Annotated in this window: 18 protein-coding genes and 2 pseudogenes; 15 read left to right on the top strand and 5 right to left on the bottom strand. The window is 44.9% G+C overall.

Features of this window, described 5'->3' with window-relative positions:
- Nucleotides 1–255: 255 nt before the first annotated feature.
- Together NZD89_RS14230 and NZD89_RS14235 are read left to right on the top strand one after the other, a co-directional pair.
- Nucleotides 256–1,383: an IS110 family RNA-guided transposase gene (locus tag NZD89_RS14230; RefSeq protein ID WP_268004619.1), complete on the top strand. Its 1,128-nt coding sequence runs from the start codon at nt 256–258 to the stop codon at nt 1,381–1,383.
- A 406-nt stretch (nt 1,384–1,789) separates the two neighbouring features.
- On the top strand, nt 1,790–2,593 hold the full coding sequence (locus tag NZD89_RS14235) for a nucleotidyltransferase domain-containing protein (RefSeq protein WP_268008333.1): 804 nt from the start codon (nt 1,790–1,792) through the stop codon (nt 2,591–2,593).
- Nucleotides 2,594–2,753: 160 nt separating this feature from the next.
- Here NZD89_RS14235 and NZD89_RS14240 read toward each other — a convergent pair whose 3' ends face one another.
- On the bottom strand, nt 2,754–3,359 hold the full coding sequence (locus NZD89_RS14240) for a LysE family translocator (protein WP_268008334.1): 606 nt from the start codon (nt 3,357–3,359) through the stop codon (nt 2,754–2,756).
- A 359-nt stretch (nt 3,360–3,718) separates the two neighbouring features.
- On the opposite strand from NZD89_RS14240, the gene NZD89_RS14245 reads away from it, so the two are divergent.
- Both NZD89_RS14245 and NZD89_RS14250 read left to right on the top strand, forming a co-directional pair.
- Nucleotides 3,719–4,921, top strand: coding sequence for an IS110 family RNA-guided transposase (locus NZD89_RS14245; protein WP_268008335.1), 1,203 nt, complete (start codon nt 3,719–3,721; stop codon nt 4,919–4,921).
- Nucleotides 4,922–5,778: 857 nt separating this feature from the next.
- The gene (locus tag NZD89_RS14250; protein WP_268008336.1) at nt 5,779–6,297 is read left to right on the top strand and encodes a phosphotransferase; all 519 of its coding nucleotides are present in this window, start codon (nt 5,779–5,781) and stop codon (nt 6,295–6,297) included.
- A gap of 116 nt (nt 6,298–6,413) precedes the next feature.
- Here the strand turns inward: NZD89_RS14250 and NZD89_RS14255 are convergent.
- Together NZD89_RS14255 and NZD89_RS14260 are read right to left on the bottom strand one after the other, a co-directional pair.
- Nucleotides 6,414–6,962: pseudogene (locus NZD89_RS14255) on the bottom strand (IS6 family transposase); the annotation flags it as partial.
- A gap of 104 nt (nt 6,963–7,066) precedes the next feature.
- Nucleotides 7,067–7,822, bottom strand: coding sequence for a DeoR/GlpR family DNA-binding transcription regulator (locus NZD89_RS14260; protein WP_268008337.1), 756 nt, complete (start codon nt 7,820–7,822; stop codon nt 7,067–7,069).
- Between the two features lie 539 nt (nt 7,823–8,361).
- On the opposite strand from NZD89_RS14260, the gene NZD89_RS14265 reads away from it, so the two are divergent.
- From NZD89_RS14265 to NZD89_RS14315, 11 genes and pseudogenes are all read left to right on the top strand, one after another.
- The gene (locus tag NZD89_RS14265; RefSeq protein WP_268008494.1) at nt 8,362–9,792 is read left to right on the top strand and encodes a sugar porter family MFS transporter; all 1,431 of its coding nucleotides are present in this window, start codon (nt 8,362–8,364) and stop codon (nt 9,790–9,792) included.
- 155 nt (nt 9,793–9,947) lie between these two features.
- The gene (locus tag NZD89_RS14270; RefSeq protein WP_268008338.1) at nt 9,948–11,408 is read left to right on the top strand and encodes a CoA-acylating methylmalonate-semialdehyde dehydrogenase; all 1,461 of its coding nucleotides are present in this window, start codon (nt 9,948–9,950) and stop codon (nt 11,406–11,408) included.
- A 45-nt stretch (nt 11,409–11,453) separates the two neighbouring features.
- The gene (gene iolB, locus NZD89_RS14275) at nt 11,454–12,278 is read left to right on the top strand and encodes a 5-deoxy-glucuronate isomerase (RefSeq protein ID WP_268008339.1); all 825 of its coding nucleotides are present in this window, start codon (nt 11,454–11,456) and stop codon (nt 12,276–12,278) included.
- Between the two features lie 11 nt (nt 12,279–12,289).
- On the top strand, nt 12,290–13,267 hold the full coding sequence (iolC, locus tag NZD89_RS14280; RefSeq protein ID WP_268008340.1) for a 5-dehydro-2-deoxygluconokinase: 978 nt from the start codon (nt 12,290–12,292) through the stop codon (nt 13,265–13,267).
- 8 nt (nt 13,268–13,275) lie between these two features.
- On the top strand, nt 13,276–15,216 hold the full coding sequence (gene iolD, locus NZD89_RS14285; RefSeq protein ID WP_268008495.1) for a 3D-(3,5/4)-trihydroxycyclohexane-1,2-dione acylhydrolase (decyclizing): 1,941 nt from the start codon (nt 13,276–13,278) through the stop codon (nt 15,214–15,216).
- A 15-nt stretch (nt 15,217–15,231) separates the two neighbouring features.
- Nucleotides 15,232–16,143: a myo-inosose-2 dehydratase gene (iolE, locus tag NZD89_RS14290; protein ID WP_268003491.1), complete on the top strand. Its 912-nt coding sequence runs from the start codon at nt 15,232–15,234 to the stop codon at nt 16,141–16,143.
- A gap of 52 nt (nt 16,144–16,195) precedes the next feature.
- Complete coding sequence (iolG, locus tag NZD89_RS14295; RefSeq protein WP_268003492.1) at nt 16,196–17,209, top strand: bifunctional inositol 2-dehydrogenase/D-chiro-inositol 1-dehydrogenase; 1,014 nt, start codon at nt 16,196–16,198, stop codon at nt 17,207–17,209.
- A gap of 51 nt (nt 17,210–17,260) precedes the next feature.
- Nucleotides 17,261–18,121: a sugar phosphate isomerase/epimerase family protein gene (locus NZD89_RS14300; protein WP_268003493.1), complete on the top strand. Its 861-nt coding sequence runs from the start codon at nt 17,261–17,263 to the stop codon at nt 18,119–18,121.
- A 57-nt stretch (nt 18,122–18,178) separates the two neighbouring features.
- The gene (gene iolI / locus NZD89_RS14305; protein WP_268003494.1) at nt 18,179–19,018 is read left to right on the top strand and encodes a 2-keto-myo-inositol isomerase; all 840 of its coding nucleotides are present in this window, start codon (nt 18,179–18,181) and stop codon (nt 19,016–19,018) included.
- Between the two features lie 24 nt (nt 19,019–19,042).
- Nucleotides 19,043–19,942, top strand: a complete 900-nt coding sequence (gene fba, locus NZD89_RS14310; RefSeq protein WP_268008496.1) for a class II fructose-1,6-bisphosphate aldolase — start codon at nt 19,043–19,045, stop codon at nt 19,940–19,942.
- Nucleotides 19,943–19,969: 27 nt separating this feature from the next.
- A pseudogene (locus tag NZD89_RS14315) lies at nt 19,970–20,894 on the top strand (sugar phosphate isomerase/epimerase family protein).
- A gap of 504 nt (nt 20,895–21,398) precedes the next feature.
- Here the strand turns inward: NZD89_RS14315 and NZD89_RS14320 are convergent.
- Nucleotides 21,399–22,196 (bottom strand): PDDEXK family nuclease, encoded by a 798-nt coding sequence (locus NZD89_RS14320; RefSeq protein WP_268003496.1) that lies wholly within the window; start codon nt 22,194–22,196, stop codon nt 21,399–21,401.
- 1,025 nt (nt 22,197–23,221) lie between these two features.
- Complete coding sequence (locus NZD89_RS14325) at nt 23,222–23,524, bottom strand: hypothetical protein (protein ID WP_268003497.1); 303 nt, start codon at nt 23,522–23,524, stop codon at nt 23,222–23,224.
- Between the last annotated feature and the right edge of the window lie 16 nt (nt 23,525–23,540).

The raw sequence follows: 23,540 nt of genomic DNA on the forward strand, positions 1-23,540 counted from the left end.
AATTTGGTGTAAATACCACAGTTTCTTCTCCTGGCGGCGATGAATTTCCAATTTTGAATTGTCAAGTGGGGTAAATGAAGATGGGGGCAAACGAACATCCCCTCAAGGACAGAACCCCTAGGGAATCAGTCAAATCCAATGCCGAGAGGCTATTGAATTAGTCATAATGAACGACACCGGCTCCGTTTCGCACATCGTGGTTTACACTGAAGTTAGGAGACCAGTGCAGAGCCACATACGAAGGGAGCCGATACTATGAAGACTATCACAAAGTTTGTAGGTTTGGATGTGTCTAAGGAAGGCATCGCAGTTGCGGTAGCAGACGAGGGCCGTGGTGAACCGAGATATATCGGAATGTTCCCTCATACGGTGGAAGCTGTAAGGAGCCTGGTACATAGATTGGCTTCAGATGGCGTCGAACTGGAGTTTTGTTACGAAGCAGGTCCGACAGGCTATGGACTGTATCGACTACTGCGCGCAATGGACATGCCGTGTACCGTTGTCGCACCATCCCTCATTCCAGTTCGCCAAGGAGACCGAGTGAAGACAGACAAGCGAGATGCGTTGAGATTGGCACAGTTGTTCCGTGCTGGTGAATTGGTTGCAGTCTTTGTCCCGAATGAGGAAAACGAGTCATTACGGGATTTAGTGCGGGCACGGGAAGATGCGGTGGAAGACCGTACACGGGCAAGGCATCGGCTATCCAAGTTCCTACTGAGACACAATCGGCGTCCTGAAACTAAACTTAGTGCTTGGGGAGCTATGCATCGTCGGTGGTTGGACGGTCTCAAATGGGCGGATCGCCGAGAACAAGTGGTGTACCAGGAGTATTTGCATCACTTAGACGAGATTGAGGGACGTCTCAAACGTCTTGAGGCAGCTATACACTTGGAGGCAACGGAAAGCGAGAGAGCTCCAGTGATTCAGGCTTTGCAAACACTGAAGGGTGTTGCAGAGGTCATCGCAACCTCTTTGGTCGCTGAGGTTGGGGAGTTTCGTCGTTTCCGGAATCCAAAGCAGTTAATGGCATATGCCGGACTGGTACCATCCGAGTATTCGAGTGGTGTATCTCGAAAGCAAGGTAGAATCACGAAGTCTGGGAATGCACATCTCAGACGGGTTCTTGGTGAGGCTGCCTGGTGTTACCGATATAAACCCGCCATTAAAGGAAAGATTCGTAAGCGGCAAGAAGGTCAGAGTCCCAAGATCCAGGACATTGCTTGGCGAGCACAGGACAGGCTCCATCGAAAGTATATGAAGATGGTATCTAGAGGTAAGCATCACAATGTAGCCGTCACTTCAGTAGCAAGAGAATTGTTGGGATTTATATGGGCCATCGCATGTGAGGCAGAGCGACAGATGGAGACATCGACTGCAGTATAAGTTTTGGAAAAGAACTGTAGTAAAGAATAATTGTAATTAGGGTTGAAGGTCGGGACTGAAGGCACAGGAATCCGGTACGGGGAAACCTCGTCCCCCGATTGTGCAAGGTCCAGAACCTGACGCACGAAGCTAGTCCGAGGCAGCCCCATGACGGAGGTACGAAATGTGGTAACCAACCCACGGATATCAGTGTGCCAACCGTCGACGAACCTTGCCTTCGGTCCGGGCTTTCAACCCCATCACGACACGGGGCTTGACGGTGTCGTTCATATCAACGGGGGCATAAATCCCATAAGCACTGTTGCTTCAAACCGCATGAACATACAGTGACTGAGGACCATGTGTTACTGCACTACTGGGCAGTTTAGAGACAGAGTATCGATGAATGAAGAGGATGGAGATTGGCATGGGGAATCTGCAAGCTGGATATGGTCTGGACAGTAATGGATTTATTGTAAGTGACGTTGGTTTAGACAAGATCGATAGTGTCTATTTGCCTTGCATACGAGAGTCTGTGGAGAATCTAATACGGTTGTTTTCAAATGAATTACACAGTGTCTATGTGTACGGCAGCGTAGCCCGAGGTGAAGCTATAGCTCTTAAGTCAGACTTGGACCTCCTCGCTTTGTTCAATGCTACGCTGAGTCCTGATGGGGCGGCTGAATTAAAACATCTTGCTAAAGAATTGTCTCAAAAGTATGGCTCTCTGGTTCGTGATGTTGGCATAGCTGTTGCACATTACGACTATGCGGTTGATCCAGATAATTACTACGAACAGGCTTTTCTTACGGAACTCTGCGTTTGTGTGCACGGAAAGAATCTTCGAGATCGATTCGGTCCGTACAAACTCACGTCGGAGATCGCCATAAGCTTTAATGGAGATATTTGTGAAGTTTTTACTCGGACAATAAGTCGGTTAGAAGTAGCTTCTAACGGGGAGTTTAAAATAATTTCTCAAGGCTTTGCTCGTAAACTCATTCGAACGTACTATGCAATGGTGATGGCACGATCTCAGGTTTGGTCCACACGACTTCATGAGCAGTCCGAAGTGTTTATCCATTACTTCCCCGATAAAGAACCAGCTGTTCGTACCCTGCAGAAGTGGGTCGAGGAGTCACCGTCAGACCGAGAACCCGTATTAGAGCTCTTTAGGAGGGAGGGTAAGTGGGCTTGTGAGAACTTTACACGTGAAGCCAGTATTCCTTCTTGAACAAACGGGTGCATTAACTGAAGAAGCTCAATGCGGCAACAAATGCATGAATATTCGGTTTCGCTTTTCATGATGTTGTGTCGCTATGGGGCAGGAATGTGCAAGAAGAAAAACGTAAAGGTGCGGCTAGGGAAGATGAATGTGACGAAGTTTTTGCCATTTACATACTCACAAGTGAAAACACTCCCAGCCCCGCCATTAGCATACCTGCAATAATATTGACCCAACGTAAGCGACCGGTGTCAAACCAATGTTTGAATAAGCTGACTCCACCGCTTAACAAGAACCACCAGAAGGCTGAGCCAACAAACACACTGAGCACGAGCATAAAGGATGACCAGACGGAACTCGTTCCGCCTCCTACAAACCCCAGTCCTGCAAACATGCCAACAAAGGTGAGGATTGTCATTGGATTTGTAATCGTCAGGAACAAGGTCGACAGGTACATGGAAAACAAGCCGTTTCCATTTAGTTGTGCGGCTTGATTCGATGGCGAAGCACGGAACGTTTTGATTCCGAGATAAAGGAGAAAAAATCCACCGACTAGGTGTAACCATCGTTGCTCACGAATAAGCAACTGCGAAATTACGGTAAATCCAAATGCAGCAATACAACTGTACAGCGTATCGGCAGTAGCAGCACCAAGACCGGAGAGGAGACCAGCGAGCCTACCTTTATTCAGCGTTCGCTGTATACAGAGCAGCCCTATAGGACCAACTGGTGCGGCGACTGAAAAACCGAGAATGAGTCCTTTGATAAAAATCATGTTGTAGCCCGCCTTTTAGGAGTAGTACCGCTATTCTATTGAACAGTTGTACACCCATGCAATTGAAAGTCATCCCTAAGACCCACAGTTATTAAAAAAACAAACGGGTGCATTCGTATTATGAGGTCAGCCAGTCATCATTTCTGGTTGACCTCTCTTTGTGTAGAGGTTTTCATTGCGGTAGCCGGGTAGAACGTCCGGGGGCGTGGGTCGATGAACCCGTGAGCTAATCCGTTCACCCCCTACTTGTAGAAGCATGTTTGAGGCTGGTTGAGACATCGATCTCGTATCACAAGCGAAGCTATGAACTGCAAGATGGATAGGGGTTACCGGTATTACACATCAAAGGAGATGTTCACTTGAATCCAGTCATTGGTCTGGATGTGGCTAAAGGAGAAAGCATCGCTCAAGCATTCTTAGATAAAGGGACGCCTCACGGTAAACAGTTCACTGTCGTTCACACTCATGACGGTCTTGAAGACTTCCATCAGGTTTTACGGGAAGTCGAAGCAAAGTCAGGTCTGCAACCAACAATTATCCTTGAAGCGACTGGGCACTATCATGCACCGATCATTCGATTCCTAGATGACCAGAATTATGTGTATATCATGGTAAATCCATTGATCGCGTACTCAGCCAAGAAATCCAGTCTGCGTAAGGTAAAGACCGACGCGGTAGACGCTTACAGCTTATGCGAGCTCTTCTACAAAGAGGATTTTGAGCCCTTCAAGAAGAGGGGATTGCAACTGTTAAACCTACGTAGCCTAACCCGGCAGCACGCTGCGATAACCCGACTATCCGTTCAGACCAAACTACAATTCCAGGCTGTTTTAGACCAAGTGTTTCCCGAATACAAAGGAGTGTTTGGGGACTTATATTCCAAAGTCTCATTACGGACGTTACTGGAGTTCCCGACCGCTGACTCAGTGCTGAATGTAACGGAAGCAAAGCTGACCAAAAGAGTTTCAGAGTTATGTAAGAGTCGGTCGGAACGTTGGTCGAGAGAAAAGGCACGCGAAATCATTGCTGCCGCTACGCGTAACCCGTTCCGAAATGTTTTATTAGAGGGGTATCTGCTTAGTCTGAAGATGTACATCCAAATGATTCTTCAGTACCAAGAGCATCTATCCCACCTTGAAAAAACGATAGATGCCCTTGCCGAAGAGATTGAAGAATATAAGATTATCCAATCTATCCCCGGAGTCGGTGAAAAAATCGCTGCCACGATTATTTCAGAAATCGGAGAGATAGACCGGTTTAATCACCCAAAGAAGCTCGTCGCTTTTGCAGGCATAGATCCAAGCGTACACTCGTCTGGTAAGTTCACTGCAACCATCAATCGTATTACAAAGCGAGGTTCAAGCCGGTTACGACACAGCTTGTATTGTGCAGTCGAATGCGGCTTACGGAAAACCCGCAATAAAAGGCTTAAAACGTTCTACGACAAGAAACGTGCAGAAGGTAAACCTTACAAGCAAGCCGTGATCGCCTGCGTCAACAAACTGATTCACTGGATCTATGTGTTGCTAAAACGCAAAGAGCTTTTTGTAGATCTGAATTAACATCCAAATTAAAGATATTAAAGTAAAACCTTCCATCAAGATAAGGAAGGTTCTTTGCCCTGCTCATTTTAATCTAACACATGTACACAAATTTTTTAATCGGTAATCTTGACAAGCTATTAGCTGGATTAACTGAAGAACTACTCGACCGATGGATTGCATGACTATACGGTCCGAAGCAGCAACCCTTGTGTCGCTCTCGGGCAGTAATGCGACAGAAATCCTTTTTACACCAAACACATACTGGGTGAGGTTGATGTATGAAAAGACGACGATGGTTCATCTATATCGTGGTTGGAGTTCTATTTGGAGTCTTTGACTTTTATTTACCGATTTTCATTCCACGTTGGTCTACTAACTCCATTTTATTGGATCAGTTAGCCGCAATCTCAACTTTTATTATTTGGCTTGTTCCGAGTGTACCGATTATTCTTTACGAAGCCAGAGTCTCTCGGTCTAGGTTGTTACCGGCCGTAGCAAGTACCTAACGTGGTGTATCTCTGTCATTGTTTATTACCTAACCAATATCGTCCAATTGGCTATTGGGAGTTCAGCACAACCATATCTACGTATCTCCAATCATAAGGCTCCAGTCTTTTGGAGTAACTGGGGCAATCTATTAGTGACTTACATATTATGGCATATACTTGAATGGTCTGTTGTTGCCGTGGTTGGTGGTTTTATCATCGGATTTTTGATTAGCTTTTTTTATTTTCTCTTCTCGCGAAATTAGGCAATCTTTCAGCAATGTCAGTGTATCCGCACTGCATGAAGATGTAACGGCACCTATCATGTGCTTACTGAATTTTGGGGCAGTTATGTGCAATTTAGTAGTGAAAATCTCAGGGGGAAGATGAATGAACTTGATTAGCCGAGTTCCCAAGCAATTGGGTGACTTAATTGATGGATATAGAGTACAGGAGAACAGCATTGGTCATTCAAATTGTACGGTTTTTCACTTAACCAACCCTTCTAAACGGGGATTGTATTTGAAAGTACAGTCTATTAACCACGGCGACCTACTCCCTGAAAAGGAGCGGTTAGAATGGCTTCAGGGAAAGTTGCCTGTGCCAGTACTGATTTACTTTGATTCGGATAACGAGAACCAGTTTATGCTCATATCCGAGATTAGAGGTGTACCATCATTCGATTTATCCTTAAAGGCTGACATGTCTAATCTTATGAAACAACTGGCAACAGGATTGAAAGAAATTCATTCGTTACCCCAAATGATTGGGCATAACGATTCCAAAAGTAATTGCGAGTTATCTCCTATCAAAAACGCCGTATTTTTTCGATTGTTTTATGAATTGCATCAAGAAGTCTTCATAAACACTGTCACAAGCAATTTGCAAAATGCGATTCTCAAAGTCTGATTCTGATGTTGACCAACCAAGATGGCACATTAACGCTGTTCTAAAAATTACGGGTGGAATATTCGCCAAAGGGGTTCGAATTATATCATTACTGTATCTCCAATGCTTCTCTTCATCGGATTCGTGATTTTCTTGATGAATCGATGATCTTGTTCAACAATGTTATTCAGGTATTTCGTCTGCCGGATTGAGGTTTCTTGCGGGATCTCCGTTTTGTCCTTTAATTGCTGTGTGCCGGAGGGTAAGCAGGGTTTTTATCTACGGTGATGACTCGCGGCGTTTGATTATGCGGCGAAGACAGTGCTTTTCTAAAGAATCGCTTTGCAGCTTTGACATCTCGACTCGAAGACAGCATGAAGTCAACAGTTTGCCCTTTAGAGTCTACTGCTCTATATAGATAAGTCCATTTTCCCTTTACTTTAATATAGGTTTCGTCAACTCTGTAGGAATCGGTGGTCGGCTTGCTTCAAATAACGTCGAATACGCTTGTCCAACTCTGGACCGAACTAATGGACCCATCGCATGATTGTGGTATGAGAAACCTGAACTTCTCTTTCTTTTAGCAGTTCGACGATGTCCGGGTAACTTAAGCTGTATCGCAAATACCATCGGACAGCCATCAAGATAATGTGAGCTTCGAAGTGCTTCCATTTGAACACATTCATAACATGCCAGCCTCATCCCTGAAGTTTATCCGGACAATACTAGCATGCCTGGTGTTTTTGCACCAGAACCGCGGAATATACATCAGGGAGCACCACGTAACCTATTAATTAGACGTCACAATTTCTACGTCATGTTCTTTGGCGTATTGTTTATATTCGGTATTAGGTATCTCGTCCGTGATAATATAATCGATTTCTTTTAAGTCACAATAAGTGATAAGACCATATTTATCGAACTTGTTGTGATCGACTAATAAATAGACGCTTAAACTGCGCTCAACAGCTGTCCTCTTCAATTCACTCTCAAGCGGAGATGCATTTGTGACACCGTTTGAAATGGAGATGCCGGTTGAGGCCATGAACGCTTTGTTGACATTGTAAGTTTTTAAAAGATTGCTCTCTTTGAAGCTGGCAAAGGAGTTTGTTTTACGCTCGAGTGTACCACCGATAGAGATGACATCTAAATTCTCGTACGGAAGACAATTGATGATAAACGACAGATTGTTGGTGATGATGGTGACGTTCTTATTCTTTATAAACGTAAACATCTCTAGTGTTGTCGTTCCTGAATCCACGAAAATAATGTCGCCATCTTGTACATAGCTGGCTGCTACCTTTGCTATTCGTTCTTTTTGTTTTTGGTTTCGAGCTTGTCGATCGTTGAAAGAGACTAATGTAGAATCGTTGATCGATACTCCGCCGTATACTTTCCTTAATTCCCCACGCTCTACCAACCACTGTACGTCCCGCCGAATTGTGTTTTTTGAAACACTAAAAGCGGATACAAGTTCGTCTAAAGATACATTTTTGTGTTTTGCGACATACTCTTGTATTGCTGTAATCCTTTTCGATTTCATCAATTCATTCACCCCTGTCAACAGGTTCATTATAAATGATTGTTCTCAAATTTGCTCTCAAATCATCAAATGAGAAAACCAAACTAATCATCATGTATCCAAATTTCTCTCGGCGTAGTCATTTCGAACTTCAAGTGTTGCTGTTCGACCAACTAAAACACCAACATGGTGTACAGGTGGATCACTCCTCAGAATCGGAGTAAAGGTGATCTCTTTATTATATATTGATGCAGTTGGAATGAATGTTGACTGAAAACTCTTTATTAAGTATTATCATTAAAGAACATATCCAAAATATAATCAATATGTAACGGTTTAAACCAGATGTGGATACTCTGATGAAGGCGGTGATCTTTTAGAAGTTGGATTCAACGGTCTTTGTGCACGGAAGATTCTGAAGTGTGTAATGGTAACACAGGAATGAAACCGCTTCCTTTGAGCTTTGGTTTTTCTTGTTTGGTTTTGTTTTGAGGAAGTGTGGCCGTCAGCGTGTAGATCAAAAAGATTGATGTTTAGGAGGGACCTTCGTGGAAAATCAAACGATTTCAACACAAAAAACGCCGCAGGCAGTTCTAAGAGCAGTGACATGGTTTTCGACCTTTGGCGCACTCTTGTTTGGCTACGATACTGGATTCTTAAACGGTGCACTACCTTATATGTCCAAACCAGGACAGTTGAACTTAAATGCATTTACAGAAGGAATCGTAACCAGTTCTTTGCTTTTCGGCGCTGCACTTGGAGCTGTTCTTGGGGGACGACTTTCAGATCGGATCGGCAGGCGGAAAGTTATCCTTTACCTGTCCATATGGTTCTTCGTTGCGGCGCTTGGTTGTACGTTGGCGCCTGATGCCGGTGTCATGATTGCGTTTCGCTTCGTGCTTGGTATTGCTGTTGGGTGTGCATCCGTCGTCGTTCCTACTTTCTTGGCAGAAATGTCTACTGCGGAGCGACGCGGGCGGGTTGTGAACAACAATGAGTTGATGATTGTGAGTGGGCAACTGGCTGCATTCGTTGTAAACGGAATCATTAGTAATACACTTGGGGACCACGGAGATGTTTGGCGATACATGTTGGCCGTTGCAACGATTCCGGCAATTGTTTTGTGGTTCGGAATGTTAATCGTACCAGAAAGCCCGCGCTGGTTGGCTTCAAAAGGGAGAATGGGTGAAGCGCTCTCTATTTTAAAGCAAATCCGTGATGAAGCTCAGGCGAATGCAGAACTTCAAGAAATAAAGAATAACTTGGCTGAAGAGTCTAGCATGAAGCGGGCAACGTTTAAGGATTTGGGTATTCCTTGGATTCGACGTCTTGTGTTCATCGGTATTGGTATTGCTTTTGTACAACAAATCACTGGCGTCAATTCGATCATGTACTACGGCACCGAGATTCTTCAAAGTTCTGGGTTTGGCACGAAAGCTGCCGTAATTGGCAATATCGCAAATGGCGTCATCTCGGTTTTAGCAACGTTCGTTGGTTTTTGGCTCTTGCGTAAGGTTAACCGTCGAAAGATGTTGATCGGTGGGCAAATTGGAATTATTGCTTCGCTTTGCCTGATTGCTTTGTTTTCACACTTGCTCGCGGGAACGGGTGAACTCCCCTTTATCGTGCTCCTTCTTACCGTTACGTTCCTTGCCTTCCAACAAGGCGCTGTTTCACCGGTTACTTGGGTACTCCTTGCAGAGATTTTTCCGACTCGGTTGCGTGGGCTTGCTATGGGATTTGTAACGTTCTTTCTATGGATTGTAGATTTCTTTGTTGGCTTGTTATTTCCTATCATGTTAAGTCATCTAGGGCTCACGTACTCGTACATGGTGTTTGTAGTCTTGAATATCGTTGCGGTCTTGTTGATGAAAAAATATGCGCCTGAAACCAGAGGATACTCACTTGAGAAGTTGGAACATAAGTTCCGGAATTATAATGCTCCCACCAAATCGATGGATGAAGAGGCCAATGCATTTCCGTCGACACGATAACTTCTGGTTCACCATTGCAATAACTTTGTTTCAACCGTACCTTTTAAGTTGACTAAGTAGAATATTGCGTTTATTATGGAGTAGAATATAACCAACACTTAATCAAAATTTAACAATATGTGTTTGGCGAAACGGTTTGAAGGAGTTGGATGGTTTTGTGTGCTGAAAAGTTGAAGAATTATATCAATGGTGAATGGATTGAAAGTAAGACTTCACAGTATGAAGACGTGTACAATCCCGCCACAAAAGATGTTATAGCACAAGTTCCCATCTCCACTAGCGAAGATGTTCTTTATGCGGTTGAATGTGCAAAAGCAGCATTTCAAGTGTGGAGTAAGATTCCTGTACCGCGTCGGGCGAACGTTATCTTTCGTTATCAACAACTGCTCACACAACATCGAGACGAATTGGCGCGCTTGATTACCATTGAGAACGGGAAGAGTTTATCAGAAGCAACGGGGGAAGTTCAGCGAGGAATTGAAAATGTAGAATTTGCTGCTGGTGCTCCGTCTCTCATGATGGGAGATTCCCTTTCTACCATTGCTACTGATATTGAAGCCACCAATTATAGGTACCCCATTGGGGTTGTTGGCGGGATTGCTCCATTTAACTTTCCAATGATGGTACCTTGTTGGATGTTTCCGATGGCCATTGCGCTGGGCAATACATTTATTTTGAAACCGTCTGAGAAGACACCACTACTCACCAAACGCTTGGTTGAGCTATTCACTGAGGCGGGTTTGCCTAAGGGTGTCTTCAATGTTGTATATGGTGCGCATGATGTCGTAAATACGATTTTGGATCACGCTGATGTCAAAGCGATTTCATTTGTTGGGTCAAAGCCAGTTGGCGAGTACGTTTATAAGAGAGGTAGTGAACACCTGAAACGCGTTCAGGTGTTAGCTGGGGCCAAGAATCATGTAGTTGTCCTCAATGACGCAGATATAGAAGAAGCGACCAACAATATTATCGGGTCTGCGTTTGGTTCTGCAGGAGAGCGCTGCATGGCATGCTCTGTGGTAACGGTTGAGGAAGGGATTGCTGATAAATTTCTGGCGAGTCTCACTAAGAAGACAAACGAGTTAAAGATGGGGAATGGATTAGATGACGGGGTGTTTTTGGGACCGGTCATCCGAGAAGACAGTAAACAGCGGACTATTCGTTATATCGAAAAAGGCATTGAAGAAGGTGCTACACTCATTTGTGATGGTCGCACGCGAGCATCTGATGACGGATTCTTTATTGGACCGACCATTTTTGACGAAGTCACAACGGACATGACGATTTGGAAAGACGAAATATTCGCTCCTGTTCTGTCAATTATTCGCGTTAAGAATCTTAAAGAAGCGGTTCACATCGCGAACCGTTCAGAGTTTGCTAATGGTGCATGTATTTTTACGAAAAACGCATCGGCCATTCGCTACTTCAGAGAAAACATTGATGCTGGGATGATTGGGGTTAATTTAGGTGTACCAGCCCCAATGGCATTCTTCCCATTCTCGGGGTGGAAGTCTTCCTTCTTTGGCACGTTACACGCGAATGGAAAAGACAGCGTTGATTTCTACACCCGCAAGAAAGTTGTCACCGCTCGATACGCTGCGCCTTCTTTCGACTAATGGTTCAACGAGATGTTGTGTTAGAAACGAAAGGGGGACTCGCGCTTGAGTCAACTGCTTGTTAAAGCTAAGCCACATCAAATAGCGCCTGGCGTAACGCGAATTCATGAAGTGACAAGAGATAACTCTATTCTTGAGTACATCGAATTTAAAGTATTGGACCTCGAGGCAGGATCGTCGTACCGGGAAGAATTGGTCCAAAAGGAATGCTGTATTGTCGGATTAACAGGAAAAATAGACGTATTTAGTGAGCAAAAAGTATTTCGCGAAATTGGAACCCGCGAGAGCGTGTTTGAGAAGAAACCAACAGACAGCGTCTATCTATCAAACGGTCAACCTTTTGAAGTAAGGGCCGTGACGCAGGCTCGGGTTGCGCTGTGCTATTCCTTTTCAGATGAAAAGCGACCCTCAATGTTGATTCGAGCTGCAGACAACACCGTCGAAAAGCGTGGGATCCTTAACAATCAGCGTTTGGTCCATAATATCTTGCCAGATTCTGAACTATTCGCTAATCGACTCCTTGTCGTTGAAGTCTTTACGGAAAGTGGGAACTGGTCAAGCTATCCGCCACACAAGCACGATGAAGACAATTTACCTCACGAATCATTGCTTGAAGAAACGTACTATCACGAACTGAATCCGAAACAAGGGTTTGTGTTTCAGAGAGTGTATACCGATGACCGGTTACTTGATGAAACCATGACTGTAGAACATTCAAATGTTGTCTTGGTACCAAGAGGGTATCATCCGGTGGGCGTACCCGATGGATATACCTCTTACTACCTAAATGTCATGGCAGGACCAAAACGTATTTGGAAGTTCCACAATGATCCCAACCATGCTTGGATTCTGGAACGTCAAGGACAATGAGGATGGTCAACATGAATTATGGATTTTGCGAAAATCGGCCCTTCGATTTGATCGCAATAGGGCGGGCATGTATTGATTTGAATGCTGTCGAGTATAATCGTCCGATGGAAGAAACCTTGACGTTTTCGAAATACGTGGGTGGTAGCCCGGCAAACATCGTCATCGGTGCCTCCAAACTTGGTTTGCGGACCGGGTTTATCGGTAAGATATCGAACGACCAACACGGGCGCTTTATTGAAAAGTATATGCGTGACCTTGGCATTGACACGTCGAATATGGTCTTTGATACTGCGGGGCACAAGACCGGGCTCACCTTTACTGAAATCAAGAGTCCAAGTGAATGTAGCATTTTAATGTATCGTGAAAGCGTAGCAGACTTGTATCTCTCTCCCTCTGAAGTAAGTGAGGCATACGTGCAGAAAACAAAGGTTCTCCTTGTCTCTGGAACTGCGTTATCGAAAAGCCCTTCACGTGAAGCCGTGTTCCAGGCCATCCAGTTTGCTCGTAAGAACGATGTGAAAATCGTCTTCGAACTCGATTACCGGCCGTATACGTGGGAGTCTCCAACGGAAACCGCAGTGTACTACTCGCTAGTCGCTGAACTATCCGATATCGTCATTGGAACACGGGACGAGTATGACATTTTGGAAAATACGATAGATGGACAAAACGAACGGACCGCCACGTACCTATTCCGTCATAGACCAAGTATTGCTGTGTTTAAACACGGTGTAGATGGCTCGTATGCGTATACGAAAGATGGGGATGTATTTCGAGTGCAGGCTTATCCGAGCAAGGTTTTGAAGACGTTTGGTGCTGGCGATTCATATGCTTCTGCCTTTTTATATGCGTTAGTTAGAAACGAAGATTTGGAAACAGCTTTGAAATATGCAAGTGCGTCAGCATCTATTGTTGTGAGTCGACACAGTTCATCAAACGCAATGCCTACGATTGAAGAAATTCAACATATTGTAAGCGTTCACGCTTAAATCTTGTGATGAACTTCTGGATTGGGGTGAAACCGCGCGTGAAAGCCGTTCGTTTAACAACTGCGCAAGCGTTGATTCGCTTTTTGAATCAGCAATATATTCATGTGGATGGTCAGGAATTTCCTTTTGTTGAAGGGATTTTCACGATATTTGGACATGGAAATGTACTTGGGATCGGTCAAGCTCTTGAACAAAACGAGGGTCATTTGAAAGTTATCCAAGGTAAGAATGAACAAGGGATGGCCCACGCGGCAATGGCCTATAGCAAGCAAATGCTGCGTCAAAAGATCTATGCCGTAACGACATCTGTTGGTCCAGGTTCAGCCAATCTCGTGACGGCCGCAGGTACGGCACTTTCCAACAACATTCCTGTTTTACTTCTACCCTCCGACACGTTTGCAACGCGTCAGCCTGATCCAGTTCTTCAACAGGTGGAGCATGAACATAGTTTCGCTATTACGACAAATGATAGTCTTCGAGCTGTTTCGAGATATTGGGATCGTGTGACACGACCAGAACAACTCATGACAAGTCTCATCCGTGCTTTTGAAGTGATGACAGACCCGGCCAAAGCTGGGCCAGCGACAATTTGTCTGTCTCAGGACGTACAGGGAGAGGCATTTGATTTCGATGAAAGTTTCTTCACGAAGCGCGTCCACTTTGTCGATCGAAAGTTACCGACACTGCGTGAATTAAACGGTGCGGTGGAAATCATTCGTGCAAGCAAACGTCCGATTATTGTCGTGGGTGGCGGGGCGAAATATTCACAAGCACGAGACGCTTTAATCGAGCTGTCCGAGAAGTACAATATTCCGCTTGTTGAGACACAGGCCGGAAAATCGACGGTTGAATCAACGTTCAAGAATAACTTAGGTGGCCTAGGCATCACCGGAACACACGCAGCAAATCAAGCGGCACGCCAGGCGGATCTGGTTATTGGGGTTGGGACGCGGTACACCGATTTTGCTACTTCCTCTAAGACCGCATTCGATTTTGCCCATGCGAGGTTTTTGAACATTAACGTGAGTCGTTTACAAGCGTACAAACTGGACGCCTTTCAGGTAGTTGCAGATGCAAAAGTTACGCTTGAACAGTTGTCTCTTATGCTCGATGGATATGTGACAGAGTTTGAGGATGACATCGTAGCGTTAAAAAGAATCTGGTTAGCGGAACGTGACCGACTCAAGAATGTGGTATTCAATCGTGACAAGTTTGTTCCTGAGATTAAGGGGCAATTTTCACAAGATGTCTTAAATGAGTACGCAGATGCGCTTCAAACAGAACTTTCGCAGACGGCAGCATTAATTGCGGTAAATGAGACCATCCCACCTGATAGTATCGTTATTAGTGCAGCAGGTTCTCTTCCAGGAGATTTACAACGACTCTGGCATGCCACAGTACCGAACACGTACCATCTAGAATACGGTTACTCGTGCATGGGGTACGAAGTTTCTGGAACACTCGGAATTAAGATTGCAGAACCCAAAAAAGAAGTGTACGCACTTGTGGGTGATGGTAGCTTTTTAATGCTTCACTCCGAACTTGTAACGGCCATCCAATACGACAAGAAAATTAATGTAATTCTCTTTGACAACGCGGGGTTTGGATGTATCAACAATTTGCAAATGGAAAATGGCAGTGGCAGTTATTACTGTGAATTTAGGACGAACGACCAAAAGATTCTTAAGATTGACTATGCAAAAGTTGCGGAAGGATACGGTGCTAAGACGTATCGAGTGAACACTCTCGAAGCTTTAAAAGAAGCTCTCGTAGATGCCGCGACACAACGCGTATCTACGCTTATTGATATGAAAGTGCTTCCTAAGACCATGTCGGATGGATATGACAGCTGGTGGAATCTTGGCGTGGCGGAAGTCTCGGAAAATGAACGCATCGCTCAGGCGTTTACAAATCAGCAGCAAAAACGAATGCAAGCCAAACAATATTAATGAAGAGGTCGTTTTATGGAACAGCAATCAAGCATCTTGTGGGGGATTGCCCCGATTGGATGGCGCAATGACGATTTACCTACCCTTGGTGCAGACAACACGTTGTCTCACTTGCTCAGCGATGTGGTTGTAGCCGGCTTTCAAGGGACCGAGGTAGGTGGATTTTTCCCAGAAGCGTCAGTGCTCAAGAAAGAACTTGCATTACGCAATTTGAGAATTGCTGGTCAGTGGTTTAGTAGTTTCATTCTTCGAGACGGACTCGAAGAAACCGCTAAGGCGTTTGACAAGCACTGTCAATATCTTCAGGACGTAGAAGCAGACGTGGCCGTTGTCTCGGAGCAGACCTATAGTATCCAGGGGTTACATCAAAGTATTTTCTCTAAAAAACCATGCTTTACGGACGAGGAATGGGTGAAGGTTTGTCAAGGGCTAAATGAACTTGGTCGAATTGCAGAATCCTATGCTCTGAAGCTTGTATATCACCACCATTTGGGGACAGGAATCCAAACAGCTGCGGAAGTGGATCGTTTGATGGCGAATACCGATTCCGTCGTTCATTTGCTGTATGATACCGGCCACATCTTTGTGTCAGAAGGCGATTGTATGACGATGCTAGAAAAGCACATTGACCGTATTCAGCACGTTCACTTCAAAGATGTCCGTAAGACGGTCATGGAACAATGTCGACAAGCTGGCAAATCGTTCTTTCAGTCATTTCTAAGTGGCATGTTTACAGTGCCTGGAGATGGATGCATTGATTTTACCAAACCATATGAATTTCTCCTGAAATCAAGTTATCAAGGATGGATTGTAGTTGAGGCAGAACAAGATCCATCGATTGCTCACCCACTGGAGTATGCAATGATTGCTCGAAAGTATATTGATAAAACACTAACGTCGATCCGGAGTAAAGAAAGCGTCTATTAAACCTGGTAAGCTTTTTACTAGAATATGTATTTCGATATAGGAGGACATAAAAATGACCGTCCGTTTTGGCGTAATTGGTACCGGGGCAATTGGAAGAGAGCACATCAATCGCATCACTAATACGTTATCTGGTGGGCGAATTGTAGCGGTAACGGATGTGAATCAAAAGGCAGCAAGAGAAGTTGTTGAAACCTTTGGATTGGACGCTGTGGTGTACCCGGATGATACGTCACTCATTGCAGATACAAATGTTGATGCGGTTCTCGTTACAAGTTGGGGGCCAGCACATGAAGGAAGCGTGTTAAAAGCTATTGACGCTGGTAAATATGTATTCTGCGAAAAGCCACTTGCGACCACGGAAGAAGGTTGTATGCGAATTGTAGAAGCTGAAATGAAACACGGAAAACGTCTTGTCCAAGTTGGATTTATGCGTCGCTATGATAGCGGGTATGTTCAATTGAAAGATGCGCTTGATCGAAATGAAGCAGGGGAACCACTTATGATTTATTGCGCGCACCGGAACCCTGATGTAGATGAAAAATATACGACAGATATGGCCATTACAGATACGTTGGTTCATGAAATCGACGTTCTGCACTGGCTGGTAAATGACGACTACCAGTCGGTTCAAGTGATTTTCCCGAAACGTACGAAACGCGCATTAGACCACCTTCGAGACCCTCAAGTCATCATATTTGAAACAAAAACAGGGATGCACATCAGTGTCGAAGTGTTCGTAAATTGCAAATTTGGCTATGACATTCAGTGCGAAGTGGTTTGCGAGGAAGGCACATTAAAGCTCCCTGATGTATCGGGTGTCGTGATGAAAAAAGAAGGTCGTCAAGGTAGTACCTTGCTGATGGACTGGAAACGCCGGTTTATCGACGCGTACGACAAAGAATTACAAGACTTCATGGATTCGATTCAAGCGAGCGGTGAACCACAAGGCCCGACGGCGTGGGATGGATACATCGCTGCAACTACAGCCGATGCGTGTGTACGCGCACAACAGTCCGGTCAACGAGAAACGATTGCCTCAGCAGATAAACCTGATTTCTACGCCTAAGCGTGAAACAGCTTGTTCAATCCCACTTTGTGTACCAATGGAGGTTAATATATGAAAATAGCCTTAGATCCGACGATGTATGCCAGTTTATCTCTTAGAGATATGGTCGAAAAGACGGCTCAACTGGGATACGAATATATTGAGTTATCACCACGTGAAGATTTTTGTCCATTTTACAAGTACCCAAAAGTAGATAAGAGTCAAATCAGTGACTTAAAGAAGTGTCTGCGTGACGCGGGGGTCAAGATTTCCTCTCTATTGCCTCTCTATTACTGGGCCGGTCCAGACGAAGACCGTCGACAGGCCGCTGTGCGCAATTGGAAGCGTGCGATTGAGATCGCCGTGGAACTAGACGTGGACTTAATGAACAGTGAATTTAACGGCTCCAAGTACAATGCGGTCATTTGTGAAGAAAAGTTTATTAAATCTATGGATGAATTGATGCCGGTTTTCGAGCGAGAGGGCATCAAACTCAACTTACAAGCGCATCCGTACGATTTCATTGAAACAAACCAAGGCGCAGTTGATATGATTCGTGCCCTCGATAAACCTTGGATGAATCTCGTCTATTCCACTGCGCACACATTCTACTACGACGACGGTATTGGTGATATTGCAACAATGTTTGACTATGCAGGTAACCGACTTACGCACGTACTATTTGCAGATACGTTTAACCACAAAGCTGCGAACGGATTGCGGTACATTGTGAATCCACCTGGGGCCGAAGCAACCATCCACCAACATTTAAATATCGGAGAAGGCGAAGTCGACTTTGTAACGATTTTTAGTAAATTGAAGGAAATGAAATTTGACGGTATTGCAACCAACTCTGTGTTTGCTTGGGTCGATAAAGCGGATGAGTCATGTACCTTAATGCTGAAAAAGATGACGGAAGGACTTGGAGTGTAATTACGTCTACTTGATTACGTTTCGTTCCCTTATCGAGTGTAAATGGAGATGTTGACATTGAAACTGTGCTTCAACGAAGCAACAACTTTGGAAAATTCATCATTATTAAGTGATTTAGAGATATGTGACCAACTGGGTTACGACTTCATTGAGATTCGAACCATGGATAAATTGCCAGAGTATCTAAAGACTCATACCGTGGGTGATTTGGCTACATTTTTTCAAACACATCACATCAAACCGTTGGCGCTCAATGCATTGGTGTTTTTCAACAATCGAGATGAACCAGGACACCGTGAAATCGTTCGAGAGTTTACATCTATGCTTCAAACGGCAAGCCAACTTGGTGCGAAGTACATCGTCGCTGTCCCCCTTGTAACAGAAGAAAAAATCCTCAAAGCGGATATCCAATCAAGTTGCGTGGACGTCCTCAGGGAATTATCCGATTTGGCGGCGCCTTATGGTGTCAAGATTGCTGTGGAGTTTATCGGGCATCCACAGTGCACGGTAAATACGTTTGGGCAAGCATACGAAATAATTACAGTCGTTGATCGAGAAAACGTTGGATTGGTCCTAGACTGCTTTCACTTTCATGCCATGGGATCAAAGTTAGACGACCTGAAAGCCGCAGATGGGTCGAAAGTGTTCATTCTCCACATCGACGATACGGAAGATTATCCAATTGGATTTCTGACGGACGAAGATAGACTGTGGCCGGGACTTGGTGCAATCGACTTACACGGAATTTTATCTACGTTAAAGGAAATCGGGTATCGAGACGTGGTTTCCGTCGAACTGTTTCGACCTGAATACTACCGACTGAACGCAGAAGAAACTATTCAGACAGCAAAAGATACAACGCTTACCGTCGTGTCATCGTATTTTGACTTTGATTGAGATTTTCGTAAGGGGCGATAAATGGTGACAATCGTGTCGATGAAAGACATGTTACTACAGGCGAAAGAAGGTCATTATGCAGTTGGACAATTTAATATGAACAACTTTCAATGGGTTCAAGCCATCTTGCAAGCTGCTGAAGAAGAGCAAGCCCCGGTGATTCTTGCGGCTTCGGATCGACTTGTGGACTACCTGGGTGGATTCAAGACCATTGTGGTGGCTGTGAGTGCGCTGCTTGAAGAAATGGAAATTACGGTTCCGGTCGCATTGCACTTAGATCACGGTTCGTCCGTGGACCGTTGTAAGAAAGCGATTGACGCTGGTTTTAGCTCGGTAATGATTGATGGTTCACATTACTCAATTGAAGAGAACATTGAGATGACAAAACAAGTAGTGGATTACGCCCTACCAAAACAAGTGTCGGTAGAAGCTGAAGTTGGAATGGTTGGTGGAATGGAAGACGGATTAATTGGTGGAATTCAGTACGCAGATCCAGACGAATGCGTGGAATTGGTTCAAAAAACAGGCGTTGATGCGTTGGCTGCCGCACTTGGCTCTGTGCATGGACAATACATTGGAGAGCCGAAACTTGGATTTGCGGAGATGAAGCACATTTCCGATCAAGTCAAAGTACCTCTTGTCTTACACGGTGGTTCAGGAATTCCGCTTTCTCATATTCAGAAAGCCATTCGCTTTGGACATGCAAAAATAAACGTGAATACAGAGTGCTTACAAGCCTGGACGAAAGCAGTTCGTCAGTTGTTAGAAAATGACCCGAACGTCTATGATCCGCGGACCATTCTGACGCCGGGAAAAGAAGCCATTGTACAAACGGTAAAAACAAAGATGAGGGATTTTGGAACCAGTGGCCAAGCTAGGCATACGCTAAACGTTCTAGAAGTATGTAACGCTGCAAGGCAATAATTTCCGGTTTTTTCGGAGGTATTCAAGATGAAACTCGGGTTTGTTACGGATGCGCTAGGTTATATGACTTTAGAAGACATGCTTGATACCTGCGTCCAGTTAGGAATAGAGTCGCTCGAATTTGGTTGTGCGAATTGGTCTAGATGGCCTGCTTGAAAGTAGAGGCCGGAGAACGGGGTTTATGGATGCAATCCACCGCCGGGGACTTGATATCGCCGCTTTGAATTGCTCTGGAAACCAACTAGATCCTTCTGACGAGGGGAAAGCTCATAAAATCGGTGTGGAAAAGACATTCAAGCTTGCAGAACAGCTTGGGGTAAAAAAGATTGTGATGATGTCCGGATGTCCTTCTGCTGGTCCATTGGAAGTGGTACCAAACTGGATTACACATTGTTTTTTCCCAAGTCATCAAGCAATTTTAGAGTGGCAGTGGAATGAAGTAGCGTTCCCCTATTGGGAACAGACAGTTAGACTCGCCAAAGACTACGGCATTGAACAAATCGCGATCGAAAATTTAGGTAACAATCTCGTCTATAACCCAGAGACGCTTTTTACACTACGGAACCAAGTCGGAGACATGGTCGGAATGAATTTAGACCCGAGTCACTTGTTTTGGATGGGCGCGGACCCCATTAGTTCAGCGAGGGCGCTAGGGGACGCAATTTACCATGTTCACGGGAAAGACGTTCGGTTGGAGCGAGGAATTCATCAAGTGAACGGTCTTCTTGATCACAAACCAATGGAGGAATTTGCAGACCGTTCCTGGAATTACGTGGCCGTAGGATACGGACATGACCTAAGTTATTGGAAAGAATTCTTCACCGTTGTAAGGATGACTGGCTACGATGGGCCTGTGTGTCTTGAAATGGAAGATTTAACAATGGATCCACTAACTGGTGTTGCAAAATCTGTTCAAGTTCTGAAGGAGGCATTACCGAAGCGTTTCGCTTAACTAAGTATCGTTAAATCCTTATTCGCAACAGTATTAATCATAAGTTGGCCAGGAGTCAGAATTGCATGCATAAGTTGGCCGAGAGTACAAAAAACGAGCTTGGATATGTGTTGATCTGATGTGTTCTGTCATCAGAATGGTCACGCATAATGCACACATCAACGTTGGGTTCTTTTCCCACCCTGATAAAATCCCTTGCGGAGCAAGGGTTTTTTATCTTCTCACAATTACTGTGGCCAGCTTATGGTCAAACGGCTGGCCAATTTATCAGTAAAGTCACACAGGCATTCAAGCATGTCCATTTTGCAAAAATGGTGGTCGAATAAACGAGTCGCTGTAGATCCAAATAGAAGGGCGCCGAAGTATGAGACAAAAATCTGCTGCTTCGGCGCCTTTTTGCATTGAACGACCGTTGCCCGACGACGGGCCATTTCAGACGACATTCAATACTTCGCACCTCAAAACAGAACCCGTTAGCTTTATTCAAAGTGCTTTTCAGACTTTTTAGCCTGAATCCCTACAAATGTTGAGGAAACACGATATGTCGTACTCAAGGAGGGTTATCTTTTCAAAGATAGAAGAAGCATATCGCAATTTGACATCGGCCTGACTCACTACAATTATGCCATAAACAGATGATTCTCTGGCGAGATGTTGTTGTACCCAACCAATGTATCGACATACTTGACCGACTACAGCATCCACTCCTTTATGGAGTTTGAACTCAAAGACGTAAAAACATCCGTCGTCGTCTATAGCTAAGTAATCAATCCGGCCAACTTCCGTTGCAAATTCTACTCCAGTTCTTCCGGATGTATGAATGTAGGTATGAAGTGTTTTACCTCGTATTTTGAATTCCGGAATGTTACGAACCACAAAGTCCCGCAGATGGGACTCGGAGGGAAAGGACAGCTTTGAAGATCTCTTGTGATGGTCCCACTGGAATTCGTCAACCAGCAAACTTAGCGAGTCATTCTGGTTGTTTCGTTGAGGCTTGGACACGCAAAGATCGTGTGAGTTCCACAACCGATAGGTAAAGGTTTTTACGTTATCTCCACCGGACTTGTAAAGAATATCGGTTGAGTTTATGTTGCTAGCAACCTTGAGGCTTGAAACGTAACTCTCCCGACGAGGATTATTGACGGTTATTGCGACAATCAATGTACCGAGTTCATGTCGTTGTATTTGTGGGAGCTTTTCAAGGATGAACTCGAAGAGCTCGTTTCGTGATAAATCTGTTTTTCCTAAGGTTCGGAATGCCAAATACACCGAATCAACGACATCTTGTGAGAGCGTTATCATACCAACCTCCGGCAATTGACTGTTTAGAGTATAGCCATCGAGTTGGCATTGTTAGTCTGCTTGGAACAAGATCAGAAGAGAGAACACGTGTGAAGCCAATTCTCTTCACCAAAGCTGCGTCCAAAAGTGTCAATCACACGGCCTACACGAATGCATTATGAGGCGACGAGGGCCTACCCAGACAACCCACCCTTTCTTATACAAAGATGTATGAAAGCTAGTAGTTGTGGGAATTTTAATAGAGTAGCTAGTTGGCCAACAGCTATAGCAGATGCGCACGTTGTGAGAAGACCGGTCATTCGTATGGGTTCAGACCGAAAGGGTGGACTTAGGCTAGGGGGGGACGCCTACTAGCCTCTTCGTGTTGCCTTGCGGCCAAGAGAGAGTGGGCCCCGCCATGTTGAAGTCGGTATACATATGTGACCAATGTGACAAAGAGAAAGATGGGCGGTTTCCAAACGCCCCTGGTGACTGGTTATGGTGTTGACCCAGAAATTATCGTACAACCTGTGGAGGCAGCATTCGAGACATAGTGAGCGTTGCAGTAGAGAATGTGTTGCGGCGTTGGCGGCGGATAGATGAAGATACGTGTAGGGACCGGGAGGAATTTTAGCAGGATAACGGATATTGTTTCGCGAAATTTCTTCCAAAGCTACTTGAGGAGGTATCAGATTTTGGAGATCAAATTGAATGAAGAACGGTGCTTAGCCGACGGTACTTGTACTCTCCCCGACGATCAGATATGCCAAAGTCTTTATCCATGCTCAGAGTGTTGTTATTTCTGCCCAGATGAGACACCGGAACAGAATTGACGGGATGGTAAAGTAATCGACGGGTCCGAAATGGGGGCGACGGTGGCTTTGCGCTGGTCTTATCAGGCGGCCGACACAGAGTGACCATATCGACATCGGTATTTTGGCTGAAACGGTTCCAAGCAAGCACAGGGGCCCCCATAATGCCCAAAAGGATTTGGAAAAATCCCTGCCAACCACATTCATTACATCAGCAGACATTTCGGTATCGAGTCAGATTTCAAGGCAGCGGAATTCGTCAAGAATCTTTTCCACAGCCTCTTCGCCCATTTTGGCAGGGTAGCGCCGGCCACGTTCGAGTACATAGCTCCATTGCCTGCCCTTTCTGTTACCGTCAAACACCACACTCAATCCACCGTGCGGTATTTCAACGAGTTTGCCCTGTAGAAATTGGTCGTCTATGAGAAGGTGGACTTCCATGCCGGAAAAAACATTAATCATTTGGTATCCCATGTCAAAGCACCAGCTCTCTGCATCAAGAACATCGTATCGCAGAATTCCTTCAATGCTTTTCACAACGCTTTGCTCCATT

The sequence above is a fragment of the Alicyclobacillus fastidiosus genome (assembly GCF_026651875.1).
Taxonomy (GTDB): Bacteria; Bacillota; Bacilli; order Alicyclobacillales; family Alicyclobacillaceae; genus Alicyclobacillus; species Alicyclobacillus fastidiosus.

Coding starts and splice junctions, on each gene's coding strand:
- NZD89_RS14250 (WP_268008336.1), top strand. CDS start 5,779: ATGAACTTGATTAGCCGAGTTCCCAAGCAATTGGGTGACTTAATTGAT.
- iolG (WP_268003492.1), top strand. CDS start 16,196: ATGACCGTCCGTTTTGGCGTAATTGGTACCGGGGCAATTGGAAGAGAG.
- iolC (WP_268008340.1), top strand. CDS start 12,290: ATGAATTATGGATTTTGCGAAAATCGGCCCTTCGATTTGATCGCAATA.
- iolE (WP_268003491.1), top strand. CDS start 15,232: ATGGAACAGCAATCAAGCATCTTGTGGGGGATTGCCCCGATTGGATGG.
- NZD89_RS14230 (WP_268004619.1), top strand. CDS start 256: ATGAAGACTATCACAAAGTTTGTAGGTTTGGATGTGTCTAAGGAAGGC.
- NZD89_RS14320 (WP_268003496.1), bottom strand. CDS start 22,196: ATGATAACGCTCTCACAAGATGTCGTTGATTCGGTGTATTTGGCATTC.
- NZD89_RS14235 (WP_268008333.1), top strand. CDS start 1,790: ATGGGGAATCTGCAAGCTGGATATGGTCTGGACAGTAATGGATTTATT.
- NZD89_RS14240 (WP_268008334.1), bottom strand. CDS start 3,359: ATGATTTTTATCAAAGGACTCATTCTCGGTTTTTCAGTCGCCGCACCA.
- NZD89_RS14300 (WP_268003493.1), top strand. CDS start 17,261: ATGAAAATAGCCTTAGATCCGACGATGTATGCCAGTTTATCTCTTAGA.
- iolD (WP_268008495.1), top strand. CDS start 13,276: ATGAACTTCTGGATTGGGGTGAAACCGCGCGTGAAAGCCGTTCGTTTA.